This window comes from Bifidobacterium margollesii (assembly GCF_002860355.1).
In the GTDB taxonomy this organism is placed as follows: Bacteria; Actinomycetota; Actinomycetes; order Actinomycetales; family Bifidobacteriaceae; genus Galliscardovia; species Galliscardovia margollesii.
This window is the reverse complement of sequence record NZ_NMWU01000050.1, coordinates 1-23,222: the sequence shown is the minus strand read 5'-3', so window position 1 is coordinate 23,222 and position 23,222 is coordinate 1. Positions and strand designations below refer to the sequence as shown.

Sequence of the window (23,222 nt, the reverse complement as noted above, 5' to 3'; positions counted from 1 at the left end):
ATGATGAAGGAAAGGCGTGAGAGGCATGACGATGAAGGATGAGGCAGACAACGCAACGAATGCGACCGTTTCACAGGGCGAACCCAGTGTAGAGCATCTGCGTTGGGGGCAGACATGGCCTGATCGCGGCGAATTCCACGCGCTGGCGGATCAGGGATATCGGGTGATCCCGATCGTGCGTCGGCTGCTGGCCGATTCGTTGACTCCGGTCGGGTTCTATGAACGTCTTGCGGGAGGACGAAGCGGTACCTTCATTCTTGAATCGGCGGAATACGGCGGCAATTGGAGCCGGTATTCGTTCATCGGCGTGAATTCGCTCGCCCAGCTGCGATCGAACGGAGGACAGGCCGATTGGCTCGGTGAGGTACCGGTCGGCGTGCCGGAGCATGGTGATGTGATCGAGGTCGCCCATGAGACGTTGAAAGTCCTGAGGGCGCCACAAGTCAAGGGGTTGCCGAGTCTGACGAGCGGGCTGGTCGGATCCGTGGGCTGGGATGCGATCCGTCATTGGGAACCCACCCTTCGAGCGCAGGCCCCCGACGAGACCGGTCAGCCCGAACTCGCTCTGGCCTTGGCCACCGACATCGCCGTGGTGGATCATGTGGACGGGTCGGTGTGGCTGATCGCCAACGCCGTGAATGTGGACGACAAGCCCACCCGCGCCGACGCCGCGTATGACGAAGCCGTGGAGCGTGTGGAGAGAATGCAGCGAAAGGCCTCCACTCCGGTGTCGGGCGAGGCCAGGGTGAGTGCTCTCGATGCCAGTGCGCCGAGTCCTGCTCTCCGGTTCCGCACCCCCAAGGAGACGTATGAGCGGGCCGTCGAGGAAACGAAACGGCATATCGTGGACGGAGACGTGTTCCAGACCGTGATCTCCCAGCGTCTGGATCTGGATTCGCCGGCTGATCCGTTCGACGTGTATCGAGTGCTGCGAACGCTCAATCCCAGCCCGTACATGTATTTCATGACGCTCACCGATGCCCAGGGCCGCGACTTCAACGTCATCGGTTCGAGTCCCGAAACGCTGATCAAGGTGGATGAGGGGCATGCCATGACCTTCCCGATCGCGGGTTCGCGTCCCCGAGGCGCAACGCCGGAGGAGGACGCCCGTCTGGCCAGGGAGCTGCTGGCGGATCCCAAGGAACGCAGTGAGCACATCATGCTGGTCGATCTTTCCCGCAACGATCTGAGCAAGGTGTGCGTGCCCAGCAGCGTCGAGGTGGTACAGCTGATGGACATCAAGCGGTTCAGTCATATCATGCATATCTGCTCCACCGTCACCGGCACGGTGGATCCCTCGCTCACCGCATTCGACGTGTTCAAATCGGCGTTTCCCGCGGGCACGCTGTCCGGCGCGCCCAAGCCGAGGGCCATCGAGATCATCGACGAACTGGAGCCGGCCGACCGAGGCATATATGGCGGAACCGTGGGATACTTCGACTTCTCCGGCAACATGGACATGGCCATCGCCATCCGCACGGCGTTCCTGCGCGATCATGAGGCCAGCGTTCAGGCTGGTGCCGGCATCGTGCTCGACTCCGTTCCCGCCAGCGAATGGCAGGAGACCCGCAACAAGGCCGAGGCCAGTGTGGAGGCCGTGCAGATCGCCGCACAGCTGAAAACCGTGTAATGAGGGTGGTCGTCGACCTGAGTGACCTGAATAATGAGACGGCCGATCGGATGATGGGAAAACTGTGATACAGGTTGGTTGTCGGTGAGTTCCGGCACGCCTACGCACAACAAAGGAGAATCATGTCGGTATTGGATGATCTGGTGGCGGGAGCCATCGAGGATCAGCGGGCGCGCGAGGCGGTGACCTCGCTCGATGCGTTGAAACAGCAGGTGGCGAATGCGAGCTATCAGCCGCTGGATGCGCGTCGATGGCTCAGGAAGGCCGATTCGATTCCCGTCATCGCCGAAATCAAGCGCGCGTCGCCGTCCAAGGGGCATCTGAGCGACATTCCCGATCCGGCCGAACTGGCCAGACAATACGAAAGGGGAGGCGCCAGCGCCATCTCGGTGCTGACCGAGGGCCGCAGGTTCCTCGGCTCCCTTGACGATCTCGACGCGGTGCGCGATGCGGTGAACATCCCCGTGCTGCGCAAGGACTTCATCGTTACCGATTATCAGGTCTGGGAGGCGCGTGCCCATCGTGCCGATCTCGTTCTGCTGATCGTGGCCGCGCTCGACGACGAACGGTTGGGGCATCTTCTGGCGTTGACCCGGGAACTGGGCATGACCGCCTTGGTTGAAACCCACACGAAGGAGGAGATCGCGCGGGCGGTTGCGGCCGGAGCCGACGTCATCGGCATCAACGCCCGTAATCTGAAGGATCTGAAGGTCGATGTGAACAAATATGTCGAGCTTGCCGAGGACATGCCCGACGATGTGATTCGCGTCGCCGAATCAGGCGTCTTCGGTTCCGTCGAGGTGGAGGACTACGGCCGAGCCGGCGCCGACACCGTGCTGGTGGGCGAGGGAGTCGCCACCGCAGACGATCATGAACTTGCGGTGAACCGTCTAGTGAAAGCAGGACAAAGAGTGAAAGCATCGGAAGCCACCCCGCTGAGCGAACATCAGGGGCCGTATTTCGGCCAGTTCGGAGGACGATACGTACCCGAGGCGCTGATCACCGCGCTCGACGAGCTCGAGCGGGTGTATGCCGAAGCGAAGGCCGATCCGCAGTTTCATCGTGAATTCGCGCGACTCAACAAGCAGTACGTCGGCAGGGAGAGTCCGCTGACCGAGGCCCCGCGGTTCGCCGAGAGGATCGCCGAAAGGACGGGGATCCATCCGCGGGTGTTCCTCAAGCGTGAGGATCTGAACCATACCGGTGCGCACAAGATCAACAATGCACTCGGTCAGGCCCTGCTGGTCAAGCGTATGGGCAAGACCCGCGTGATCGCGGAGACCGGCGCCGGCCAGCACGGTGTGGCCACCGCCACGGTGTGCGCGATGCTGGGGCTCAAGTGCCGTATCTACATGGGTCAGATCGATGCGCGTCGTCAGGCGCTCAATGTGGCGCGTATGCGCATGCTCGGCGCGGAAGTGGTGGAGGTCACGCTTGGCGACCGCATTCTCAAGGACGCGATCAATGAGGCTCTGCGCGACTGGGTGACCAATGTGAAGGACACCCATTATCTGCTCGGCACGGTGGCCGGCCCCCACCCGTTCCCCTCGATGGTCCGCGATTTCCAGAAGATCATCGGTGAGGAGGCCAAGCGTCAGCTGCAGGATTGGTATGGCATCGACCATCCGGATGCGATCTGCGCCTGCGTGGGCGGAGGCTCCAACGCCATCGGCATCATGAACGCCTTCCTCGACGACGATCGAGTGAATCTCTATGGATACGAGGCGGGCGGCAACGGTCCCGAATCGGGACGGCATGCGATTCGATTCGCTCCCGGAACCGGCGAGCTGGGCATGTTCCAGGGGGCCAAGAGCTATCTGCTGGAGAATGCCGAGGGCCAGACCCTCGACACGTATTCCATTTCCGCAGGTCTCGACTACGCCTCCGTCGGTCCGGAGCATGCGTGGCTCAAGGAGATCGGACGGGTGAACTATGGATGGGCCACCGACGAGGAGGCCATGAATGCATTCAGGGATCTGAGCCAGAGCGAAGGCATCATCCCGGCCATCGAAAGCTCCCATGCCGTGGCCGGCGCCTACAAGGCCGCCGAGGATCTCAAAGCCAAGGGCTACACGAATCCGGTGATGATCATCAACATCTCCGGCCGCGGCGACAAGGACATGGCCACCGCCGGCAAGTGGTTCGGATATCTGACCGACGATCAGGCCAAGGCGTTGGATGTCACCGGCGCGCACGGTGATACCGTCGCGTGAGCATAGGGAACGTATACGAGACAAGGACACGATGCAACATGACGAATGAAACAACCACGCCTTCCGGTCAGCCGCTCGGCATCAGCCACCGGCCGAGTCCGACAGAGGCCATGTTCGAACGCTTCAAAGGCGAGAACCGGCCGGCGTTCATCGGATACCTGCCGTATGGATTCCCCGCCCCGGAAGTCTCCCTCGCCGCTTTGCGGACGATGGTGGAGCATGGCGTCGACGCGGTGGAGATCGGTCTGCCATACTCCGACCCGGTGATGGACGGTCCCGTCATCCAGGCGGCCAGTCAGATCGCATTGGACAACGGGGAAAGCATCAACGATGTGTTCAAGGCGGTGGAGGCCGTGGCCGAGGCCGGCGGCGTTCCGTTGATCATGAGCTACTGGAATCTCATCTATCATTACGGTGTCGAGCGGTTCGCCCGTGATTTCGAGAACGCCGGCGGCGCCGGTCTCATTACCCCTGATCTCATTCCCGACGAAGCGGGCGAATGGATAGAGGCCTCCGACCGTCATGGTCTGGACCGGATCTTCCTTGTTTCCCCCGATTCGTCGGACGAGCGTCTCGGCATCGTGGCGAAGAACGCCAGAGGATTCGTCTACGCGGCTTCCCGCATGGGCGTGACCGGCGAGCGCGACACGATCACCGCCTCTCCCGAATATCTGGTCGAGCGTACACGCAACGCCGGGGCGAGGAACGTGTGCGTCGGCATCGGCGTTTCCACTCCGGAGCAGGGGGCGAAGGTCGGCGCATATGCGGATGGCGTGATCGTCGGTTCCGCGCTGGTGCACACGCTGCTGTCCGACGACGATAGGACTCCGAAGGATCCGGCGCAGGGACTGCGCGACCTCGCCGCCAAGACCGAGTCGCTTGCCGATGGCATCCATCATGCACGGTGACATGTTCGCCATGACCCTCGCGTCGATACCCTCTCCCACGTTCTCCGAATTCCACATCGGTCCGCTCACGATCCATATGTATGCGATCTGCATCCTGATCGGCATCTGCTTCGCCGTGTGGATTCTCACCGTGCGGTGGAAGCGGTATGGCGGCATCTTCGATCAGGTGCTCGATACCACGCTTGTCGCGGTGCCGAGCGGTCTGGTCGGTGCGCGCCTGTATCACGTCGTCACCACGCCCGACGCCTATTTCCCTCCTACGGGAAGTCCGGCCAACATACCCAAGGTTTGGGAGGGCGGCATGGCCATCTTCGGCGGCATTATGTTCGGGGCCCTGGGTGCGTTTCTGTGGTGCCGGCACAAGGGGTACCCCTTCGCGTTGCTGGCCGATGCTCTGGCTCCTGGACTGATGGTCGCTCAGGCGATCGGTCGTCTGGGCAACTGGTTCAACCAGGAGCTCTATGGCAAGCCCACGACGTTGCCCTGGGGGCTGGCCCTGAACGATGCCGATTCGATGGGGAAGACCCAGGTGTGCTACGACGGCCAGCCTTGTCCGGTCGGCACCCTGTTCCATCCCACGTTCCTGTATGAGATGCTGTGGAACCTCTTCGGAGCGGCGCTGATCGTGTGGCTTGGACACCGCCTCGCCAAACGGCTCAGGGCGGGCCAGCAGTTCGCCATGTACCTGATGTGGTATGGTCTGGGGCGCAGCTGGATCGAGATGATACGCATCAACTATTCCACCGAGATCCTCGGTCTGCGAACGAATGTGTGGACGGCGATCATCGTATGCCTGCTGGGCATTGTGCTGTTCGTCGTCCTGCAGAGGGTTGGACGGCCCTCCGAGCACTACACGAAGCGGCTGATGCGGATCACCGCCGACGATCTCGAACGGATCAGGGTCGAGCGGGAATCCGAGCATGAGCGACGGGAATCCCGCCGGAAGGATCGCTGAACCATGCCGACGTTCGACGTCGAATCGTTCCTGACGGCGAACGCAACACGACGTGTCGGTGAATTCGTCCGGCTCGTCGTTCAGCCTTCCTAGAATGAGCATCATGACGATTAACATTGCACCCAGCATTCTGTCCGCCGACTTCTGCAACCTCGAGCGTGATCTCAACGCGATCGCCAACGCCGATCTGGTTCATGTGGATGTCATGGATCATCATTTCGTTCCGAATCTGACGTTGGGGGAGCCCATCGTCAAGCGCATCTGCGAAGTCAGCCCCCTGCCGGTCGACGTCCATCTGATGATCGAGGATCCCGATCGCTGGGCGCCGGAGTTCGCCAAGTGCGGAGCGCAGTCCGTCACCTTCCACATGGGGGCCACCCATGCTCCGGTCCGACTTGCACGGCAACTGCGGGATATGGGCTGCAAGGCGTGTTTCGCCGTCCGCCCGGCCGAACCCGTCGAGCCGATCTTCGACATTCTCGATGAGTTCGACATGATTCTGATCATGACCGTCGAGCCTGGTTTCGGTGGACAGAAGTTCCTGAGCAACCAGATGGCGAAGACTCGCCGTCTGCGCGATGAGATCACCCGCCGCGGACTGTCCACGCACATTCAGGTCGATGGCGGCGTAAGCCGCAGCACCGCTCACATCGTCGCCGAGGCGGGCGCCGACGTGCTGGTGGCGGGTTCCGCCGTGTACGGGGCCGAGGACATCGCCGCGGAGATCGATCTGATCCGTGCGAACGCCGAAGCCGCATACCGCGACTGAACGGTCGTATGCCCGAAGGCGTGATCCGGACGTCCGGGTACGACTGTGCAACGAGAACATAACGAAACAACCAAGGGGAAGTACCTGAAATGAAGACTTTCGAATCCTTGTTCGAGGAACTCAGCGCCAAGGCCGCAGCGAAGACCGAAGGCTCGCTGACCGTCGAAGAGCTCGGCAAGGGCACGCATTTCATCGGCAAGAAGCTGGTGGAGGAAGCGGGGGAGAGCTGGATCGCCGCCGAATACGAGGGCGCCGATCGTACCGCCGAGGAGCTCAGCCAGCTGCTCTACCATGCGCAGGTGCTGATGATCGATCGAGGCATCAGCCTCGAGGACGTGTACAAGCACCTGTGATCGTCGCTGCGTGAAGGCGAACGAACCCGAAGAAGGAGATTGATTCCAAATGCTGAGAGTCGCCGTGCCCAACAAGGGCATGCTGTCAGAACCCGCGTGGAACATGCTGGCCGAGGCCGGCTATCGTTTGCGAGGCAATTCACGCCAGCTGGTCGTCGAGGATCCCGACAACGATATCGAGCTGTTCTACCTGCGTCCGCTCGACATCGCCGTGTATGTCGGACGAGGGACCATCGACGTCGGCATCACCGGAGAGGATCTGCTGCTCAATTCCGGCACGGAGGCGCAGGAGCATATGAAGCTCGGCTTCGGCGCATCCACGTTCCGCTTCGCCGCCCCGAACGAGTCGTCGTTCCAGCGGCTTGAGGACATCGATGGCAAGCGTGTCGCCACCACGTTCGACAAACTGGTGAACGATTATCTGACGGCGCACGGCCTGCAGGCCGATATCATCCACCTTGACGGCGCCGTGGAATCCTCCGTGCAGCTGGGCGTGGCCGATCTCATTGCCGACGTGGTGTCCACCGGCACTACGCTGCGCAATGCCGGGCTGCGCATCTTCGCCGATCCGATCATGCATTCCGAAGCATGCCTGATCCGGTCTCCGAGAATGGACGAGCATGATGAGCGTCTGACCGTTCTCAGCCGACGTCTGCAGGGCGTGCTCACCGCCCGGCGTTATGTGCTGATGGACTTCGACATCCCCGTCTCGAAGGTGTCTGCGGCCGTGGCCATCACGCCCGGCTTCGAATCGCCCACCATCTCCCCGCTGCATGACAAGCAGTGGAATGCCGTGCGCGTGATGGTGCCTCGCGCCAAGGTCAATCAGCTGATGGATCAGCTGTATGAGGTCGGCGCCAGGGCGATCATCGTCACCGCTCTGCAGGCTTCGAGAATGTGACTCCAAAAGGAATATGAGCAACCATACCGACACGACCGAGCCCGAGGAGGACCATTCCGAGGAAACGTTCAGTCCGGAGCCTCGCAATGTCATCCTGACGGTTCCCAACGCCATCAGCGTGCTTCGCATCCTATCCATACCGGTCATCGCCGTATTGATCTCAAACCGATGGCTGATATGGTCGCTGGTCGTTCTGGCGATCTCCTCGGCCTCGGACGGCATCGACGGCTATATCGCCAGACGGTTCAATCAGGTGAGTCGGATCGGTCAGATCCTCGACCCGATCGCGGATCGTCTGCTGATCATCTGTTCGATGCTCGCTCTGGGCTGGGCTCATATCCTCCCATGGTGGCTGCTGATCGCCGTAGGCAGTAGAGACGTCATCATGCTGGTCGAAGTGCTATTGCTGTCCGATAACGATTACGGACCTTTGCCGGTGCATTTCGTCGGTAAGGCGGGAACCGCGCTGCTGCTGATGTCCGTGCCGGTGCTCATCGTCGCCGATCTTAGGATCTCGCCGTTCTTCGAGGTACTGCACTGCGCTGGGGTCGCCGGGGCGATCTGGGGGGCGGTTCTCTACTGGGTGGCCGGACTGATCTACATTCTTCAGGGGTACATGCTCATTCACCGTGGCGGTGAAGGACGCTCCGGCGACGGCATCGTCGAGGAACTGGCCCATGCCGAATGAGCAACTGCCGGTATCGTATCCCGTCGATCCACAGACCACTCCGGTCAGAAGAAGAGCGGCCTTCTCAAGATCCACGTTTGCGCTGATCAACCGGCATGCCGTGAAGGATGACGAGCATGTGCCCGGACGCGCACGACGTCGCAGGGTACACGACGAATCCCTGCGGCTGATCGACGATCTCACCAGTCGTCCGATCGACCCCCTGTTCGATGATTCCATGCTGCTGCCTCAGAAGCAGTCGACCGCGATGAAATGGGTCACGAGAATCCTTACGTTCGTCTTCTGCGTGGCCGTCGGCATTTCAGGGTGCGTGGTGGTGCAGGAGCTGCATCAGAACACCCGTCAGAAGGTGCGCGAGGAGCTGGCGACCCAGGTCGCCGAACGCACGCAGCAGCAGCGAGACCTCGAATCCGAGGTGGCCGATCAGCGTGCGAAGATCGAATCGCTTACGGCGGGCCAGCAGTCTTCGGAAGCCGGATCCACCACGGTAAGCGACGGGATCGTCAACGGCACGGTCAAGGTGCATGGCGAGGGCGTGACGGTCACTCTGGCCGATCCGATCGCCGCCGAGGATCAGAAGGGCGATCTGCCCAGAGACAAGAAGGGACATACCATCCGTGTGGTCTCCGATGCGGATCTGCAGAAGTTCGTATCGCGGTTGTGGGCCTCGGGCGCGGAGGCGATCGCGATCAACGACGTTCGCCTCGGAGCGCAGTCGTCCATCCGCGTTGCCGGGCAATCCATTCTGGTCGGCGTGTCGGCGGTGCAGAGTCCCTATAGGATCCAGGCGATCGGAGATCAGTCCGCAATGGTTCGGGCGGTGAACAAGCAGAACAATCAGACGCTATACGATTCGCTTGCACAGGTGGGCATCTATCCGGACGTCTCCCGCACCCGGGAGATTACACTGGATGCATCGGGCATGCCCGATCTGGAATACGCAAAAGAGGTGAAGTGATATGCCGGCAGTCATCGGTATCATCGTGGGCGTCGTCATCGGCATCTTCCTCAAGCCGGACATTCCCATCCAGCTGCAGCCCTATCTGCCGATCATGGTGGTCGCGGCGCTCGACGCGCTACTGGGCTCGGCCCGGGCGTATTTCGAGCGCAGCTTCTCCGATCGTGTGTTCGTGATCTCCTTCCTGTCCAATGTGATCACCGCCACGCTGCTGGTGTTTCTGGGCAATCAGCTCGGCGTCGGATCCCAGCTTACGACCGCGGTCATCGTGGTGCTGGGCATCCGAATCTTCTCGAACGTCTCCGCCATCCGGCGGTTCATCTTCAGGGGCTGATCGATGAACGGGGATCGGAATTCCAAAGGCGTCGGGAACGGGGACGTCGAAGGCGGGGAGACGAAGCCGCAGCTGACCATGCCGTTCAAAAGGATGCGGCATCAGGAGATCGCCGACGAGCGGAACGACGATCTGTCGACCGGAGCGTTTCCGCAGGTCAAGAAGAGGCCTCCACACAAGGTTCGCGATCACGCGATGCGCGTGAAGATGCTGTCATGGGCGATGGTGGCCCTGCTCTGCGCTCTACTGGGGTTCGGCTACGTGACGCAGCTGCAGAACTCTCAGTCGTCCTACGCCACGCTGAGCGAGGATGAGCTGGTGAGGCTCCTCGACGAGACCAGCACGCAGATGGATAAGCTCGAGCAGCAGAAGACGCAGTTGTCCGAACAGCTCAAATCGATTCAGGAGGCGGCGAACAAGCAGCAGGAGGTGGAGCGCATCGCCAAGGAGAACGAGGAGAGCAGCGGCATTCTTTCCGGACGTTTGGCGGCGGAAGGCAAGGGCATCGAGATCACCATCAGCCAGACCGACAAGCATATTCAGGCGTCCACGCTGTTCACGCTGATCGAGGAGCTACGCAACGCCGGAGCGGAGGTCATCGAATTCGACGGCGTTCGTGTGGTCGCATCCACGTCGATTCTCGACATGCAGAACGGAGTGTCCTGCGACGGCCGATACCTTGATCCGCCGTATGTGGTGAAGGCCATCGGCAATCCCTCCACGCTGCAGAACGCGGTGCAGTTCGCTGGCGGCGTCGGATCCCAGCTGCGTGTGAAGTACGGCGCGCAGGTGGATGTGCGGGAATCGGATTCCGTGCGTATCGACGCCGTTCGTCAGGCCACCGACTACCAGTACGCGAAGACCGTGGAATAGGCCGACGGCAGCCGTGACACGGCCCATGGAGCAGCTATCGTTCCTGTTGAGGGCGTTCCTGCTGCGGGCTCCTGTTGACCTCTGCCACTTCGAGTGCGTCGAGGAAGTCGGTCAGATAGTGGATCACCCGCCTGCCTCCGGCCAGCAGACGATCATCCGCCGCCTGATTGCGTCCGGCGCGGATCTGCGTGACGATGCTGCCTCCGCGGCGTTCTCGCTTGGCGGTGAACGTACACAGCACCACTGCTTCGCTCGGCGGTTCCTCGCAGATCGAAATGGCATACCGCGCCACCACGATCGGATCCCTGTGGTGAGGAAGCTGCTGGTTGACGAGTGTGGCCAGTGTGGCCAGCACCCGACGTTGCCCTGCCGACGCCTTCACCTCGTCGTTGACCCGGACGCTCACCGCCACGCCGGGCACCGCCTTCGACGGCTCGTCCGCGCAGATCACGGCTTCGAGATTATCGTCATCGATGGCGCTGTCCGCGTCGAAGGCGTAATAGTATCCGAGCGTGGAGAAACCACCATCGGAGGGGGAGGGCATCGACTCTTCGAGCGAAGGCATGAGGGCTCCTTTGCAGGTGTGACGCGAATGATACGTGCACCATGGTAGTGCATCTCACAGCACGGCGTCGGCCTGCATGAGATACACGTTCTGGCGCATGAGCTTGGCCTGAGGTCGCGTGATCTCATCCTCTTCGAGCATCTCGCGAATCGTCTCCAGCTCCAGACGGAATGTTTGCGTGCGAATGTCGTCCACACCCTGCAGCGACGGCAGCTTCGGCCGCATCAGCGTCGAGGTCTGCGTGTGCAGCGTGGTGAGTGCCGCACGATACTCGCCGATCAGACGTGCGATGATCTCGGCGTTGTCCACGTCGGTGAGCACCTCCTGCTTGAGATGCCCGATCGTGGCCTTGAACAGCTCGATCTGGATGCCTCGCATGTCATTGACCTTGCCTGGATCCAATCCGGGTGTCATGCGGGCGATCAGTCCCCATACGCGACGTACGATGATCAGCGCCTGACGGCGAGGATTCGCCTGCCGGATCTGGATATGATGGCCGCCCGATCCGGTCAGATGATTCAGTGAATTGCTGAGTCGATCCAGCAGTGCGTTCGCCGCGTCCTCATGCTCCGGATGCTCCTTCACATAGTCGTTGAGCCACTTGCGTTCCCATTCAAGCGTGGAGACTCGCACCTTGTTCTCACGCTTCATCGTCTCCTGAGGCACGGCGCGTTTCACCCGATCGATGCGTTCGGTGTACGAATGCATCACCGCTCGGACTTCGGCATGGGTTTCGGGCGTGTCGAGCTCCGCTATCTTCGTCAGGGTGCGACGGAGCATCTCCACCGAATCCTTGGCGTATTCCTCTCCCGCCGAGTCGTCGTCCTTCGGGGCCAGCAGAGGCAGCATCACATTCGCCAGCACTAGGGAGACCACGATGTATCCCGATACGATGAACAGCAGGGCGTTGCGCAGCGGGATGTGGGTGAAGACGTCGATGGAATACGGCAGCGTGAACGCCAAGGCCAGGGAGATGGTGCCCTTGGGGCCGCCGAACGTCATGACTACGGCGGATCGCCAGCGTTCGGCCGTCATCCTGCGACGCTTGCCGGTCCTCCTGTCGTGCGTGAGTCGGAGCATGGCGGAGATCCAGACGAATCTGAGTGCCAGCGAGACCACGGTGATCACGCCGATGGCCAGCAGCAGCATCCCCGTGCTGACCGATTCGTTCTCCCAACTGGCACGCATCGCCAACGGCAATTCGATGCCGAGCAGTACGAACACCGATCCGTTGAGGGCGAATTCGATGAACTGCCATACGGAGTTGGACACCAGATTGGTTCGTGCGATGTCGCTGCCGAATCCATAACGATGGAACGTGATCGTCAATCCCGCGGCCACGACCGAGAGCACGCCGGATACGTGGAAGTGCTCGGCCGCGACGTATGCGGCGAACGGGATGAGCACCTCGATGCCGATGCGCAGCGTCATCGTCTCCATACGGTAGCGACGCAGCCACAGCACCAGGTTGTTGAACAGGAAACCGACGATGAAGCCGATGGCCACGCCGCCGCAGAAGCTGAACAGGATGCCTTCGGTGAAGTCGAGTGCGGAGAACGTGCCGGTAAGCGCGGCGGCGCAGGCGAACTGGAAGCCCACGATGCTGGCAGCGTCGTTGAACAGGCTTTCGCCCCGCAGAACGTGCAGCTGACGTTCGGAGAGCTTGGCCTCCTTGCTCAATGCCGAAACGGCCACCGCGTCGGTCGGTCCGAGCGCGGCACCCAGCGCGAACGCCGCGGCGAGCGGAACCGCAGGCCACAGCACATGAAGAGTGACTCCGGTGGTCGCCAGCGAGAGCAGCACCAGCCCCACGGCAAGCGACATGGAGGGAACCAGATTGGCCGCGATCTCCCGCCGCGGCACGTTGCGGGCTTCAAGAAACAGCAGCGGTGCGATAAACAGCACCATGAACAGTTCCGAGTCCATTTCCAGATTGGGCAGGAACGGTGTGAAATACCATGCCACCCCCAGCAGAATCTGTACCAGCGGGGTGGAGATGCGGGGAATGAAATTGCTCAGGGCGCTGGAGATCAGCACGGCGATCAGGACTTGGATGACGAGTGTAAGCGAGGCCATATAAAAGATGATCCCTATTTTCTCTCTGACGGGCACTACCGACCCCAGCTTACCAAGCGGATGGTTGCCGATGGATGTCGATTCGTCAAGCGCGCAAAGATGAATAATCGGTGAACGCTGATTTCCGTAAGAGTGTCGCGTCGTCCGCATAACAGCTTACCCTTGATTAGGTCGCGAGAATGTTTGTGGCCGCCTGAGAATATTTCGATGAACCAGTTTCGATGAAAGGCGTGCGCATGTCATCAACAGCTGCTTCGGTCAGCTCCTCATCCAGTTCCCCCGATTCCGATTTCATCGGCAGAAGCGTGGTCACGCTTGACGATCTGACGACGGAGCAGATCGCCCTGCTGCTGCGCAAGGCCGCGTACATCGATTCCCATCGCAGGGAGGTGGCCCACGCCTGTGACGGCAGGATCATCGCCACGTTGTTCTACGAGCCCAGCACCCGCACCCGTCTGAGCTTCGAGACCGCCATGCTGCGTCTCGGAGGCCAGGTCATCGGCTTCGCCGGAGCCCAGCTGGCTTCGGTGAGCAAGGGCGAATCCATCGCGGACACGCTGAAGACGGTCGCCAACTTCGTCGATGTGGTGGCGATCCGCCATCCGAAGGAGGGTGCCGCTCTCGTGGCCTCCGAGGCGGTGGACATCCCCGTCATCAATGCCGGAGACGGCGGACACATGCACCCCACTCAGACGCTGGCCGATCTTTGCACCATGCAGTCGCGTTTCGGCCGCATCAACGATCTCACCATCGGCCTGTGCGGCGATCTGACCTTCGGGCGGACCGTGCACTCGCTCATCGAGACGCTGTGCCGCTTCGGCAACGTGAATTTCGTGCTCATCAGCCCCGATGAGCTCAAGACCCCTCGTTACGTGATCGACCGGATCCGGGAGACGCCCAGCTGCTCCTATGTGGAGGTGAAGGATCTGGTTTCGGTCATCGGCGACCTCGACGTGCTGTACATGACCCGTGTGCAGAAGGAGCGCTTCTTCAACGAGGACGACTACCTGCGACTGCGCGACACCTACATTCTCAACGAGGATAAGCTCCGTCTGGCCAGGAAGGACATGGCGGTGCTGCATCCGCTGCCCCGAGTCAACGAGATCTCCGTGGAGGTGGACGCCGACCCGCGTGCCGCATACTTCGAACAGGTGAAGAACGGCATGCTCATGCGCATGGCGCTGGAGAGCTCCGTGCTGGGCGACGATCTGCCCGGTTTCGACCCGAACAAGAAGGAGGTGGCCGCCTGATGGAGGTGACCAGCATCACGGAAGGCATCATCATCGATCATGTTCCCGCGGGGACCGCGCTGAAGGTGCTGAACTATCTCAACATCGATCCGGCCAAGACCCGGCTGGCACTGATCATGAACACCACCAGCCATCAGTTCGGATCGAAGGACATCATCAAGATCGAAGGCGAGCAGAACATCGATCTCAACGTGCTCGGGCTCGTTGCCCGTCAGGCCACGGTCGACGTGGTCCATGGGGGCAGGATCGTTCAGAAGCTCACCCCGAACCTGCCCGAACGGGTGACGAACGTCATCAGCTGCGTGAACCCCCGATGCGTGACCACCATTGAGCGTGGCATCAAGCAGCGATTCCACCTCGCCCACTCCGAACGGCAGGAATACCGCTGCGACTACTGCGACGAGGAAGCCAAGTTCTGATGATCACGCTGCGCAACGTAACGGTCTGGAACACCGGCGAGGCCATTGATCTGGTCGTCCCCGACGTCGACGTCCGGAGGTTCTTCGGCGACGGGGACGCCGTTCACGAAGGTGAGATCGACGCTTCGGGCATCATGGTGGCTCCGGGCTTCGAGGATCCCCATGTCCATTTCCGTGACCCCGGGCAAACCTACAAGGAATCCATGGTATCCGGGTGCAGGGCCGCGGCCTCCGGCGGCTACACCAATGTGCTGATCATGCCGAACACCGTGCCGGCGATGGACGGTTGCAAGGTGTCGCCGGATGACCCCGGTGCCGCCGAGGTGCTGGGATCGGGATACGACACCGTGATCGATTTTCTGCAGCATTACGACGAGATCCACGGTACCTCGCTCCCCGTTCGCTATGACCTGTGCGTCTGCGCCTCGAAGGGCCGCGCCGGGGCTCAGGCCACCGATCCGGACGACTGGCGATGGTATCGCCGAGGCGTCGATGAGTCGGCCAAGGACGAATCTCAGATCGCCCATCCGGTGACCGCGATCAGTGATGACGGATCGGCGGTACCCGCGGCGATTCTCGATCAGGTGTTGGCCAACGCCCAGCGGACCGGTCTGTATCTCATCGAGCATTGCGAGCATCATGATGTCGGCGCGGTGAACGAGGGGCCGGTGTCGCGACGACTCGGCGTTCCCGGCATTCCGGAGGATACCGAGCTGAACATCGTGGCGAGGGATATCGAAGCCGCGCGCCGCACCGGTGTCCATGTTCATTTCCAGCATGTGAGCACGGCCATCTCCTTCGAGGCCATTCGACGGGCCAAGGCCGAGGGGCTGCCGATCACCTGCGAGACGGCTCCGCATTACATCGCGCTGTGCGACGAGGATCTCCTTCGGTACGGTACGCTGGCGAAGATGAATCCGCCGCTGAGATCCGCCGAGGATCGCGAGGCCACGATCGCGGCCATCGCCGACGGCACCGTCGATATGATCGCCACGGATCATGCCCCGCATACGATGGAGGAGAAGGCCCTCGGCTTCCTTGATGCGCCCAACGGCATCATCGGACTGGAATGCGCGTACGGCGTGTGTCGCAAGGTATTGGTGGAGCCCGGACATATCGATGATCGTCGTCTGATCGAACTCATGGCGACCGGTCCCGCCGAATTGCTCGGCCACGAGCCCGCCGACATCGCATCGATGCTGGACGAGGTCGACCGGGCCGGTTCGCGGGGGCGTCGCGTTCTCGACCTCGCTGCGGTGGAGCATCCGGAGACGGCCGATCTGGTGCTGCTCGCCGCGGACGAACGGTGGACCGTGGATCCGCAGCGGTTCCACTCCAAGGCGAGGAACACCCCGTTTGGAGGCTGGGAGGTCAGCGGCAGGGCCCTTGCCACGCTGCTTGGTTCGAAGCTCGTGTTCTCACGTCTTCCGGCATCGCGCGTCATTCGATAGGATTCCCCGTCGTCGTGGCTCGTCCATGCTGCGGCGACGGATACGCAAAGCCCAGAAAGGATTTACCCCATGGATCGACTCATCGAAGCCATCGCAAGCGTCGGCAATCCCAGCGTGGTCGGTCTCGACCCCAAACCGGAGCTGCTGCCGAAGCAGCTGATCGACAGGGCTCATGCCGACACCGCCAAGACTCTGGACGCGGATGGTTCCACCAGTGAGCTGTTCGCATGGACCAGCAGTCTCGCCACCGAGTACCTGAGATTCAATCTGACGATCATCGACGCCATCGCCGACATCGTGCCGGCGGTCAAGCCTCAGATCGCCATGTACGAGGCGCTGGGCGTCAACGGGCTGCTGGTGTACACGGCCACCTGCCGCAGGGCGCATGACCGTGGTCTGTACGTGCTCGGCGACGTCAAGCGAGGGGATATCGGCTCCACCGCGGCGGCGTACGCCAAGCATCTGAGTGAGCACGAACTGTGGATGGAGGACGCCGTCACCGTCAACCCGTATCTGGGCGTGGACGGCATCACGCCGTTCGTGGATGCCGCCAAGGAGGCGGACGCCGATGTGTTCGCGTTGGTGAAGACGTCGAATCCCTCCAGTGATGAGATTCAGAATCTGACGGTTGCCGATGGTTCGATGGTGTATGAGCACGTCGCCGATCTGGTGGAGGAATGGGGCGTCGACTCCATCGGAGAGCACGGCTATTCCCGTGTGGGGGCAGTCGTCGGCGCCACACATCCTCGGGAGGGGCGTGCCCTGCGCGCACGCATGCCGCATACGTTCTTCCTGATCCCCGGATACGGGGCGCAGGGAGGCACGGCCGCGGACGTCGCCGGCATGTTCGACGGGCACGGATCGGGAGCCATCGTCAACTCCTCGCGTGGCATCATCGCCTCGTGGAGGAGAAGCGATCGCTATTCGGAGGATCTCGGATACGACGAGGCCCTCCGTGTCGTGGCGGAGTGCGCACGCGACTCCGCGCTGTCGATGAGGGATGATCTGAATGCGGCCCTCGACAGGTGACCGTGACAGGCGATTCCCGCCGTTCCCGACGATTCAGTAAAGGAGCCGTTGTGTCAGCAACATTCAACCCCACCGTCGATGTGGTGGAACAGGCCGTGGAGGCTGGGTTCTTTCCACCCCGGCACACCGTGGAGATCACCGGAATCAGGGAACTGGCTTCCGGAGTGATGCGACTCACCTTCCGTGACCCGTACATCGCCGCGCATGCGAGGCCGGCGCAGTTCGTGAATCTGTTCTCCCGCGATCCCATGCACCTCATGCCCCGTCCCTTCGGCGTCAGCGAGGTGGAGGGAGATCTGGTGAGCGTGATCTTCGCCGTGGTGGGCGAAGGCACCGCCGAGTTCGCCACGTTGACTGCAGGAGACGTCATCGACGTGCTTGGTCCTCTCGGACGTCCGTTCCGCACCAAGGAGGATGCGCATTATGTGCTTGTGGCCGGAGGGCTCGGCGTTCCCCCGCTCATCTATGCGGCCCAATGCCTGTCGGCGCGGGATGGTGTGCGCACCACCGCCGTGTTCGGATACCGTCATGAGCATTTCGCCGACGAATTCGTCTCGCGGTATGCCGACCGTACGGAAAGCATCGACGAATCCGAAGGCAATGTGATCACGCTGCTCGATCGCTTTCGGGACGATCTGCTGACGGTGGACGGGAACGGTTCGAAGCCGGTGATCCTCGCATGCGGTCCGCTGCCGATGATGAAGGCCGTCGCCGCATGGGCCGGCGAGCATGACCTACCCTGCCAGCTGAGCATGGAACAGCGTATGGGGTGCGGATACGGCACCTGCGTGCTGTGCACCGTCGACACCGTTGACGGACGCCTGAAGGTATGTGCGGACGGCCCGGTATTCACGCGCGAACAGCTGGGATGGGGGGAGTGAACATGGTCGAGAACGTCAGGCATCCGATCAACCTGTATGAGCCCCATGAATGGAGGCATCCCACCGTGGTGGCAGGCGTGCCTTGGAAGAACCCCGTGGGCACGGCCTCCGGTACGTTCCAGTATGCCGCGGTGCGGTGGTTCTATGATGTGAGTCAGCTGGGCGCCGTATGCACCAAGGGTGTTTCGCCGGTGCCGTGGGAAGGCAATCCCGGTGTGCGAACCGCCGAGGGGCCGGCCAGCAACGTCAATGCGGTCGGTCTTCAGAACCCCGGCGTCGATCACTATCTCGTGGATGACCTGCCGAAGCTGAAGAAGATCGGCGCCACCGTGATCTCCAACGTGGCCGGCCACAGCGACGACGACTATGCCGAGGTCGTGGCCAAGCTCGCCGACTCCCCGGCCGACATGCTGGAGATCAACGTCAGCTGTCCGAACGTGAGCCATGGCGGCATGAGCGTTGGCGCCGATCCGGTGGCGTTGAGCCGTCTCATCACTCGTCTGCGCCGACTGACCGACAAGCCGATGATCGTCAAGCTCACACCGAACGTCACCGACATCACCGTTCCGGCCCGTGCCGCCGTGGAAGCGGGTGCGGACGCGCTGAGTCTGATCAACACCATCGTCGGTATGCGCATCAACACCCGTACCGGCAAGCCGATCATCGACCATGTGACCGGTGGCGTGTCCGGCCCGGCCGTGCTGCCGATCGGGCTGGCCCGGGTGTGGCAGGTGCGCACCGCGCTGCCGGAGATTCCGATCATCGGCATCGGCGGCATCGACACCGGCGAGAAGGCATTGGAATACCTGTATGCCGGAGCGAATGCCGTGGAGGTGGGAGCCGCGGCGCTGTTCGATCCCGTGGCTCCGCTGCGCGTGGCCCGTGAACTCGAGGATCTGCTCGACAGCCGACCCCAGCTGGCCGAGACTTTGGCGTCCGGGGGAACATGGCGTTGATGCGCCTCAACTATTTGCAAGATTCCAGCGATTTCAAGGAGATATCATGACCGCACCGATCGACGTTCGTTTCACCGAGTTTCTGTTGGACTCCCAGGCATTGAAGTTCGGTGAGTTCACGTTGAAGTCCGGACGCCAATCCCCGTATTTCATCAATGCCGGGGCCTTCGACGACGGGCGCAAGATCGCTCGTCTTGGCGCGTTCTACGCTGAGAAGATCGAGGCCGAGATCAAGGCGGGGAATCTTCCCGGGGACATCGATACCGTGTTCGGTCCCGCATACAAGGGCATTCCTCTGGGGGTTTCCACGGCGATCGCACTGACATCGGCGTACGGCATGGAGATCGGATACACTTTCGACCGTAAGGAGAAGAAGGATCACGGCGATGGCGGCATGATGGTCGGCACGCAGCTGCGGGATGGTATGAAGGTGCTGCTGGTCGATGATGTGATGACCGCGGGAACCGCCGTACGCGAGGTCATCCCGAAGCTCAGGGCCGAGGCCGATGTGCAGGTGGTCGGTCTGGTGTTGTCGGTGGATCGCATGGAGAAGACCCGTGATTCGGATCTCTCCGCGGTGAAGGCTGTGGAGCAGGAGTTCGGATTCCCCGTGTTCGCCATCGCCAATGTCCGTGAGATCTTCAGCGCCGGCCAGTCCATTGCCGCGGCGGACGGTTCTCCGTACGTGACCGCGGGGATCAGGGACGCTGCGGAAGCGTATCTGGAACGATACGGCGCCTGACGTTCCGGTGTGTGCCGGTGACGGTCCGAAGATCCGAGGACCGTCACCGGCACACACCGCCTCATCGCAGCCAATGCGTTATCTGCTGGGACTCTTCATCCCAATGTTCCCGATCAAGGCGGGCCGCCTGCAGACGTTCGTTCCTCTCCAAGGCGTCGACGATTCGATCATGCCGCTTATCGGCGTCTCTATGTCTTGGTGAGACCTCCAGCATGAACGCGAGTTCGTACCGGCCGATCATCACACGGATCTGCCGGGTCATTTCATCGAGACGGTGATTGCCTGCTTCGGCCGCCAGCAGCCGGTGAAATTCGTCCGCCAGTCTCCACCGCTGGATCGGATCCTCGGTGGAGCCGAGCCGGGCCGCCGTCGTGCGAAGGCGCTTCAGTGTCGAAGGTCGGATCTCGTCGGGCATTTCCCTGATCGCCAGCATCTCCAATGATGCGAGAATCGGGAATATCTCCTCCACTTCGGTCCTGTCAAGTGGTTTGAGTCTGAATCCTCGGGCGAGCTGCGACGTCAGCACGCCTTCGGCCTCCAGCCTCAGCAGTGCCTCGCGGATGGGGGTGCGGGATACTCCGAGACGTTTGATCAGCATCGGTTCGGTCAGCGAATCTCCGGGCTTGACGCTCATATCGAGGATCAGTCCGATGATACGATCGTATACCTGATCCCGCAGTGGTTTAGGCCGTTCTATCGCCGTGCCTGCTGTCGCCATATCCCACATCCTTCCCGTCGTCGGTTCCGCGCAAGACGTCTATCGTATACGCACAGATTGTATACGATAAACATTGATTGTGCGGCGGCTGGCCGTATTGCGGTCGGGTCAAGTCGTGTTTGCTATCGTCCTGAATCGCTGACGGCGTCAAGTATGGGCCGATATGCTTCGATCAGCTGAGGCAAGCCCATCCGTGCATTGGCCGGACTGGTGGAGGGCAGCGCCACTGACGGCATGTCGATGCCTTGCTCCGCCAGACGAGGCAGGCAGAATCGCCGGTAGAGCTGGGAGGCCTTGGCGCCGGTGGTGAAGACGCGACGAATGTCCGAGGAGAGGATCACCGGCGCGAGATCATTGACGATGACGTTGCGAATGCTGGAATCGCTGGCTCCGATGATGTCGCAGGATGCGATCACATCCCACAGGGCGATTCGATGTCGGATCGCGAACGCCCGTCTGCTCTCAACCAGACGGGCCATCCCTTCGGGGTCGGCGGGGAATCGGAGCGGAACGGGGGAGGGATCGTCGAACAGCGTGGCCAGCACCGGCCAGAAGCGATTCGCCCTGAACGAATAATAGAAGTCGGCCTCGCGTGATTTCGGACTCGGCATCGAACCGAGTACAAGCACACGCGAGGCATGATCCCATACGGGTCCGAACCCGTGCGTGACGTGTTCCGGAGTCCTCGTCATCATGGATGAATGCGTGCGGTTGATGTTATCGGTAGCCGGTAGCGTCAGTCGATGAGCGTGTATCCGTGGTTGGCGATCACGGACCTGAGCTTTTCGAGATAGATCTCGGCTGCCTGACTGAGTTTCGTGCGCTCGTTGGTGATCCACCCGACCAGCATCGTCTCGTCGCTCTCCAGAGGCACGGTGACGATCTTCTCGGAATTGAGGTCCTCGTTGTCGATGCCTGAGCACACGGTGTATCCGTTGAGACCGACGATGAAGTTAAGGATCGTGGCGCGGTCGGTCACGTTGATCTGCTTGGGGGAGTACTCGGGCCACACCGCTTCCTCGGCGAAATAGAACGACCCTTCCTCTCCCTGCTCGTACTGGATCCACGGGTATGGCTTGAGATCCTCCATGGTCAGTGATTTTCTGCTGGCGAGAGGATTCGAACGGGATAGGAACACATGCAGACCGGCGCGGAACACCGGATGGAATTCAAGATGCTTCTCGCGCAGCAGCTTGCCGATCACGTCCTTGTTGAAATCGGAAAGGTACAGGATTCCCACCTCGGACTGCATATTGGCGACCTGATTGATGATGTCACGCGTACGGGTCTCACGGATCGTGAACTCGTACTCGTCGGACTTGATGGAGTTGATGAGTTCCACGAACGCCTCGACGGCGAACATGTAGTGCTGGGTGGAGACCTGGCACAGCTGCTTGCGGGGCTTGGCGTTCTTGTAGCGTTCCTCGAGCAGGGCGGACTGGTCGAGCACCTGGCGGGCGTAGGTGAGGAATTCCGCGCCATCCACGGTCAGCGCGATGCCCTGGGAGGAGCGGGTGAAGATCTCGATGCCCATCTCCTTCTCCAGCTCCTTGACGGCCGACGATAGGGCTGGCTGGGAGATGTACAGTTCGTGGGAGGCCTCGTTCATGGAGCCGCATTCGACGATCTTGACGATGTATTTCAACTGCAGGAGTGTCATAAGCTCCATTGATATCACCAAGCGCAAACAGCGATGCGATTTATACCCCGGTCAATGGCCGCTTTGTCCGATTCGTGGACGGGGTCGTGGACGTTCAGCCTTCGGACCCGGCTGGTGCCGAAGCGTCCTTCGAACGACGGATCTGCCGGCCGACGACGAAGCCGATGGCGCAGGCGAGCGCGAAGTAGGCCAGCCATCCGGCATCGGAGTAGAAATCGGATGGCTGCATGGAGAAACGCCATGGCCCATCAACGGGAACGCAGTTCGCATAGTCGCCGTTCGCGCAGGTCTCGCGGTACAGGTGATCGCAGAGCATGACGAAGGGAACGGATCCCACGAGACTGATGATCGGATAGATCACGTCACCGTACGGCTTGTCGGTCCTGCGCAGTCCCACGGCGACGTTGGTGCCCAGCAAGGCCGCCGGCCAGATGAAGTTCAGGCCGAACGGCACCGCCTTGCCTCCGGCCGTGAACTGAAAGACGATCAGCGCCACGTACAACGCCAATACGATGATCCAGCCGATGACCAGCGATCTGTGCGTACGAATCCAGCCCACGGTGTTCCCCCTGACGACCCGGGTTCTAAATAGAAGCGCAACACCTGTCTAAGGTTGGAAGTGTTCAAGTCCACAACCGAAGAGAAAGTGCTGCGCCCATGACGAAAGTGTATTCCCACCTGTCGGCCGAGGAACGAGTCCGGATCGACGAACTGAGGAACCGAGAGGGGCTCGGCGTGCGCCAGATCGCCCTGAGGATCGGCCGGGACAAGTCCACGGTCAGCCGCGAGCTGAGGCGCGGCCTGTGGTTCGCGTCCAACGAGAACGACTCCTACCGTCCGTACAGGCCGAAACGCCTGAAGACGGGCGCATGGACCGCGCGCCCGTTCTACTC

The 23,222-nt window shown here is 61.5% G+C and carries 25 protein-coding genes; 19 read left to right on the top strand and 6 right to left on the bottom strand.

Annotated elements, in window-relative coordinates:
* The first annotated feature begins 31 nt into the window (after positions 1-31).
* The 11 genes from trpE to Uis1B_RS10985 all read left to right on the top strand — a co-directional run bounded on the left by trpE (position 32) and on the right by Uis1B_RS10985 (position 10,582).
* On the top strand, positions 32-1,630 hold the full coding sequence (trpE, locus tag Uis1B_RS11035; protein WP_101618312.1) for an anthranilate synthase component I: 1,599 nt from the start codon (positions 32-34) through the stop codon (positions 1,628-1,630).
* Positions 1,631-1,752: 122 nt separating this feature from the next.
* Positions 1,753-3,843 carry a bifunctional indole-3-glycerol phosphate synthase/tryptophan synthase subunit beta gene (locus Uis1B_RS11030; RefSeq protein ID WP_101618292.1) on the top strand — a complete coding sequence of 697 codons (2,091 nt, stop codon included), beginning with the start codon at positions 1,753-1,755 and terminating at the stop codon, positions 3,841-3,843.
* A gap of 38 nt (positions 3,844-3,881) precedes the next feature.
* Positions 3,882-4,751 carry a tryptophan synthase subunit alpha gene (trpA, locus tag Uis1B_RS11025; protein ID WP_101618291.1) on the top strand — a complete coding sequence of 290 codons (870 nt, stop codon included), beginning with the start codon at positions 3,882-3,884 and terminating at the stop codon, positions 4,749-4,751.
* Between the two features lie 10 nt (positions 4,752-4,761).
* Positions 4,762-5,706 carry a prolipoprotein diacylglyceryl transferase gene (gene lgt / locus Uis1B_RS11020; protein ID WP_101618311.1) on the top strand — a complete coding sequence of 315 codons (945 nt, stop codon included), beginning with the start codon at positions 4,762-4,764 and terminating at the stop codon, positions 5,704-5,706.
* 103 nt (positions 5,707-5,809) lie between these two features.
* Positions 5,810-6,475 (top strand): ribulose-phosphate 3-epimerase, encoded by a 666-nt coding sequence (gene rpe, locus Uis1B_RS11015; RefSeq protein WP_101618290.1) that lies wholly within the window; start codon positions 5,810-5,812, stop codon positions 6,473-6,475.
* A gap of 89 nt (positions 6,476-6,564) precedes the next feature.
* Positions 6,565-6,828, top strand: coding sequence for a phosphoribosyl-ATP diphosphatase (locus Uis1B_RS11010; RefSeq protein WP_101618289.1), 264 nt, complete (start codon positions 6,565-6,567; stop codon positions 6,826-6,828).
* A 49-nt stretch (positions 6,829-6,877) separates the two neighbouring features.
* On the top strand, positions 6,878-7,729 hold the full coding sequence (gene hisG, locus Uis1B_RS11005; RefSeq protein ID WP_101618288.1) for an ATP phosphoribosyltransferase: 852 nt from the start codon (positions 6,878-6,880) through the stop codon (positions 7,727-7,729).
* A gap of 13 nt (positions 7,730-7,742) precedes the next feature.
* Entirely contained in the window at positions 7,743-8,417 is a 675-nt protein-coding gene (locus Uis1B_RS11000; RefSeq protein ID WP_101618287.1) for a CDP-alcohol phosphatidyltransferase family protein, read from the top strand.
* Positions 8,407-9,375, top strand: coding sequence for a DUF881 domain-containing protein (locus Uis1B_RS10995; RefSeq protein ID WP_101618286.1), 969 nt, complete (start codon positions 8,407-8,409; stop codon positions 9,373-9,375). The genes Uis1B_RS11000 and Uis1B_RS10995 overlap by 11 nt, the downstream gene beginning before the upstream one ends.
* A gap of 1 nt (position 9,376) precedes the next feature.
* A complete protein-coding gene (locus Uis1B_RS10990; RefSeq protein WP_101618285.1) occupies positions 9,377-9,709 on the top strand; it encodes a small basic family protein in 333 nt (110 codons plus the stop codon).
* A gap of 78 nt (positions 9,710-9,787) precedes the next feature.
* Positions 9,788-10,582 carry a DUF881 domain-containing protein gene (locus Uis1B_RS10985; protein WP_101618310.1) on the top strand — a complete coding sequence of 265 codons (795 nt, stop codon included), beginning with the start codon at positions 9,788-9,790 and terminating at the stop codon, positions 10,580-10,582.
* 34 nt (positions 10,583-10,616) lie between these two features.
* Here Uis1B_RS10985 and Uis1B_RS10980 read toward each other — a convergent pair whose 3' ends face one another.
* Both Uis1B_RS10980 and Uis1B_RS10975 read right to left on the bottom strand, forming a co-directional pair.
* The gene (locus Uis1B_RS10980) at positions 10,617-11,147 is read right to left on the bottom strand and encodes a hypothetical protein (protein ID WP_101618284.1); all 531 of its coding nucleotides are present in this window, start codon (positions 11,145-11,147) and stop codon (positions 10,617-10,619) included.
* Between the two features lie 54 nt (positions 11,148-11,201).
* Positions 11,202-13,223, bottom strand: a complete 2,022-nt coding sequence (locus Uis1B_RS10975) for a Na+/H+ antiporter (protein ID WP_165782870.1) — start codon at positions 13,221-13,223, stop codon at positions 11,202-11,204.
* A 236-nt stretch (positions 13,224-13,459) separates the two neighbouring features.
* Between Uis1B_RS10975 and pyrB the strand changes: the two genes are divergently transcribed.
* The 7 genes from pyrB (at position 13,460) to pyrE (ending at position 19,951) form a co-directional block, all read left to right on the top strand.
* Positions 13,460-14,473, top strand: coding sequence for an aspartate carbamoyltransferase (gene pyrB, locus Uis1B_RS10970; RefSeq protein WP_101618309.1), 1,014 nt, complete (start codon positions 13,460-13,462; stop codon positions 14,471-14,473).
* Positions 14,473-14,892, top strand: a complete 420-nt coding sequence (locus Uis1B_RS10965; protein ID WP_101618281.1) for an aspartate carbamoyltransferase regulatory subunit — start codon at positions 14,473-14,475, stop codon at positions 14,890-14,892. Before pyrB ends, Uis1B_RS10965 begins: the two co-directional genes overlap by 1 nt.
* Positions 14,889-16,343, top strand: coding sequence for a dihydroorotase (locus Uis1B_RS10960; RefSeq protein ID WP_101618279.1), 1,455 nt, complete (start codon positions 14,889-14,891; stop codon positions 16,341-16,343). Before Uis1B_RS10965 ends, Uis1B_RS10960 begins: the two co-directional genes overlap by 4 nt.
* A gap of 69 nt (positions 16,344-16,412) precedes the next feature.
* Positions 16,413-17,372 (top strand): orotidine-5'-phosphate decarboxylase, encoded by a 960-nt coding sequence (gene pyrF / locus Uis1B_RS10955; RefSeq protein ID WP_101618277.1) that lies wholly within the window; start codon positions 16,413-16,415, stop codon positions 17,370-17,372.
* A 50-nt stretch (positions 17,373-17,422) separates the two neighbouring features.
* Positions 17,423-18,253 (top strand): dihydroorotate dehydrogenase electron transfer subunit, encoded by an 831-nt coding sequence (locus tag Uis1B_RS10950; protein WP_101618276.1) that lies wholly within the window; start codon positions 17,423-17,425, stop codon positions 18,251-18,253.
* Complete coding sequence (locus Uis1B_RS10945; protein WP_423734894.1) at positions 18,241-19,209, top strand: dihydroorotate dehydrogenase; 969 nt, start codon at positions 18,241-18,243, stop codon at positions 19,207-19,209. Before Uis1B_RS10950 ends, Uis1B_RS10945 begins: the two co-directional genes overlap by 13 nt.
* Before the next feature lie 46 nt (positions 19,210-19,255).
* Positions 19,256-19,951, top strand: a complete 696-nt coding sequence (gene pyrE, locus Uis1B_RS10940; protein WP_101618272.1) for an orotate phosphoribosyltransferase — start codon at positions 19,256-19,258, stop codon at positions 19,949-19,951.
* A gap of 61 nt (positions 19,952-20,012) precedes the next feature.
* On the opposite strand, the gene Uis1B_RS10935 is transcribed toward pyrE, so the two are convergent.
* The 4 genes from Uis1B_RS10935 to Uis1B_RS10920 all read right to left on the bottom strand — a co-directional run bounded on the left by Uis1B_RS10935 (position 20,013) and on the right by Uis1B_RS10920 (position 22,888).
* The gene (locus tag Uis1B_RS10935) at positions 20,013-20,669 is read right to left on the bottom strand and encodes a GntR family transcriptional regulator (RefSeq protein WP_165782869.1); all 657 of its coding nucleotides are present in this window, start codon (positions 20,667-20,669) and stop codon (positions 20,013-20,015) included.
* Positions 20,670-20,791: 122 nt separating this feature from the next.
* Positions 20,792-21,361: a DNA-deoxyinosine glycosylase gene (locus tag Uis1B_RS10930; protein ID WP_101618308.1), complete on the bottom strand. Its 570-nt coding sequence runs from the start codon at positions 21,359-21,361 to the stop codon at positions 20,792-20,794.
* A gap of 44 nt (positions 21,362-21,405) precedes the next feature.
* A complete protein-coding gene (locus Uis1B_RS10925; protein ID WP_101618268.1) occupies positions 21,406-22,329 on the bottom strand; it encodes a LysR family transcriptional regulator in 924 nt (307 codons plus the stop codon).
* Positions 22,330-22,423: 94 nt separating this feature from the next.
* Complete coding sequence (locus Uis1B_RS10920; protein ID WP_101618266.1) at positions 22,424-22,888, bottom strand: hypothetical protein; 465 nt, start codon at positions 22,886-22,888, stop codon at positions 22,424-22,426.
* Positions 22,889-22,986: 98 nt separating this feature from the next.
* Between Uis1B_RS10920 and Uis1B_RS10915 the strand changes: the two genes are divergently transcribed.
* The coding region (locus Uis1B_RS10915) for a helix-turn-helix domain-containing protein (protein WP_133124929.1) at positions 22,987-23,222 on the top strand (236 nt) is incomplete at its 3' end.

Coding starts and splice junctions, on each gene's coding strand:
- trpE (WP_101618312.1), top strand. CDS start 32: ATGAAGGATGAGGCAGACAACGCAACGAATGCGACCGTTTCACAGGGC.
- Uis1B_RS11030 (WP_101618292.1), top strand. CDS start 1,753: ATGTCGGTATTGGATGATCTGGTGGCGGGAGCCATCGAGGATCAGCGG.
- trpA (WP_101618291.1), top strand. CDS start 3,882: ATGACGAATGAAACAACCACGCCTTCCGGTCAGCCGCTCGGCATCAGC.
- lgt (WP_101618311.1), top strand. CDS start 4,762: ATGACCCTCGCGTCGATACCCTCTCCCACGTTCTCCGAATTCCACATC.
- rpe (WP_101618290.1), top strand. CDS start 5,810: ATGACGATTAACATTGCACCCAGCATTCTGTCCGCCGACTTCTGCAAC.
- Uis1B_RS11010 (WP_101618289.1), top strand. CDS start 6,565: ATGAAGACTTTCGAATCCTTGTTCGAGGAACTCAGCGCCAAGGCCGCA.
- hisG (WP_101618288.1), top strand. CDS start 6,878: ATGCTGAGAGTCGCCGTGCCCAACAAGGGCATGCTGTCAGAACCCGCG.
- Uis1B_RS11000 (WP_101618287.1), top strand. CDS start 7,743: ATGAGCAACCATACCGACACGACCGAGCCCGAGGAGGACCATTCCGAG.
- Uis1B_RS10995 (WP_101618286.1), top strand. CDS start 8,407: ATGCCGAATGAGCAACTGCCGGTATCGTATCCCGTCGATCCACAGACC.
- Uis1B_RS10990 (WP_101618285.1), top strand. CDS start 9,377: ATGCCGGCAGTCATCGGTATCATCGTGGGCGTCGTCATCGGCATCTTC.
- Uis1B_RS10985 (WP_101618310.1), top strand. CDS start 9,788: ATGCCGTTCAAAAGGATGCGGCATCAGGAGATCGCCGACGAGCGGAAC.
- Uis1B_RS10980 (WP_101618284.1), bottom strand. CDS start 11,147: ATGCCTTCGCTCGAAGAGTCGATGCCCTCCCCCTCCGATGGTGGTTTC.
- Uis1B_RS10975 (WP_165782870.1), bottom strand. CDS start 13,223: ATGGCCTCGCTTACACTCGTCATCCAAGTCCTGATCGCCGTGCTGATC.
- pyrB (WP_101618309.1), top strand. CDS start 13,460: ATGTCATCAACAGCTGCTTCGGTCAGCTCCTCATCCAGTTCCCCCGAT.
- Uis1B_RS10965 (WP_101618281.1), top strand. CDS start 14,473: ATGGAGGTGACCAGCATCACGGAAGGCATCATCATCGATCATGTTCCC.
- pyrF (WP_101618277.1), top strand. CDS start 16,413: ATGGATCGACTCATCGAAGCCATCGCAAGCGTCGGCAATCCCAGCGTG.
- Uis1B_RS10945 (WP_423734894.1), top strand. CDS start 18,241: ATGGGGGGAGTGAACATGGTCGAGAACGTCAGGCATCCGATCAACCTG.
- pyrE (WP_101618272.1), top strand. CDS start 19,256: ATGACCGCACCGATCGACGTTCGTTTCACCGAGTTTCTGTTGGACTCC.
- Uis1B_RS10935 (WP_165782869.1), bottom strand. CDS start 20,669: ATGGCGACAGCAGGCACGGCGATAGAACGGCCTAAACCACTGCGGGAT.
- Uis1B_RS10930 (WP_101618308.1), bottom strand. CDS start 21,361: ATGACGAGGACTCCGGAACACGTCACGCACGGGTTCGGACCCGTATGG.
- Uis1B_RS10925 (WP_101618268.1), bottom strand. CDS start 22,329: ATGACACTCCTGCAGTTGAAATACATCGTCAAGATCGTCGAATGCGGC.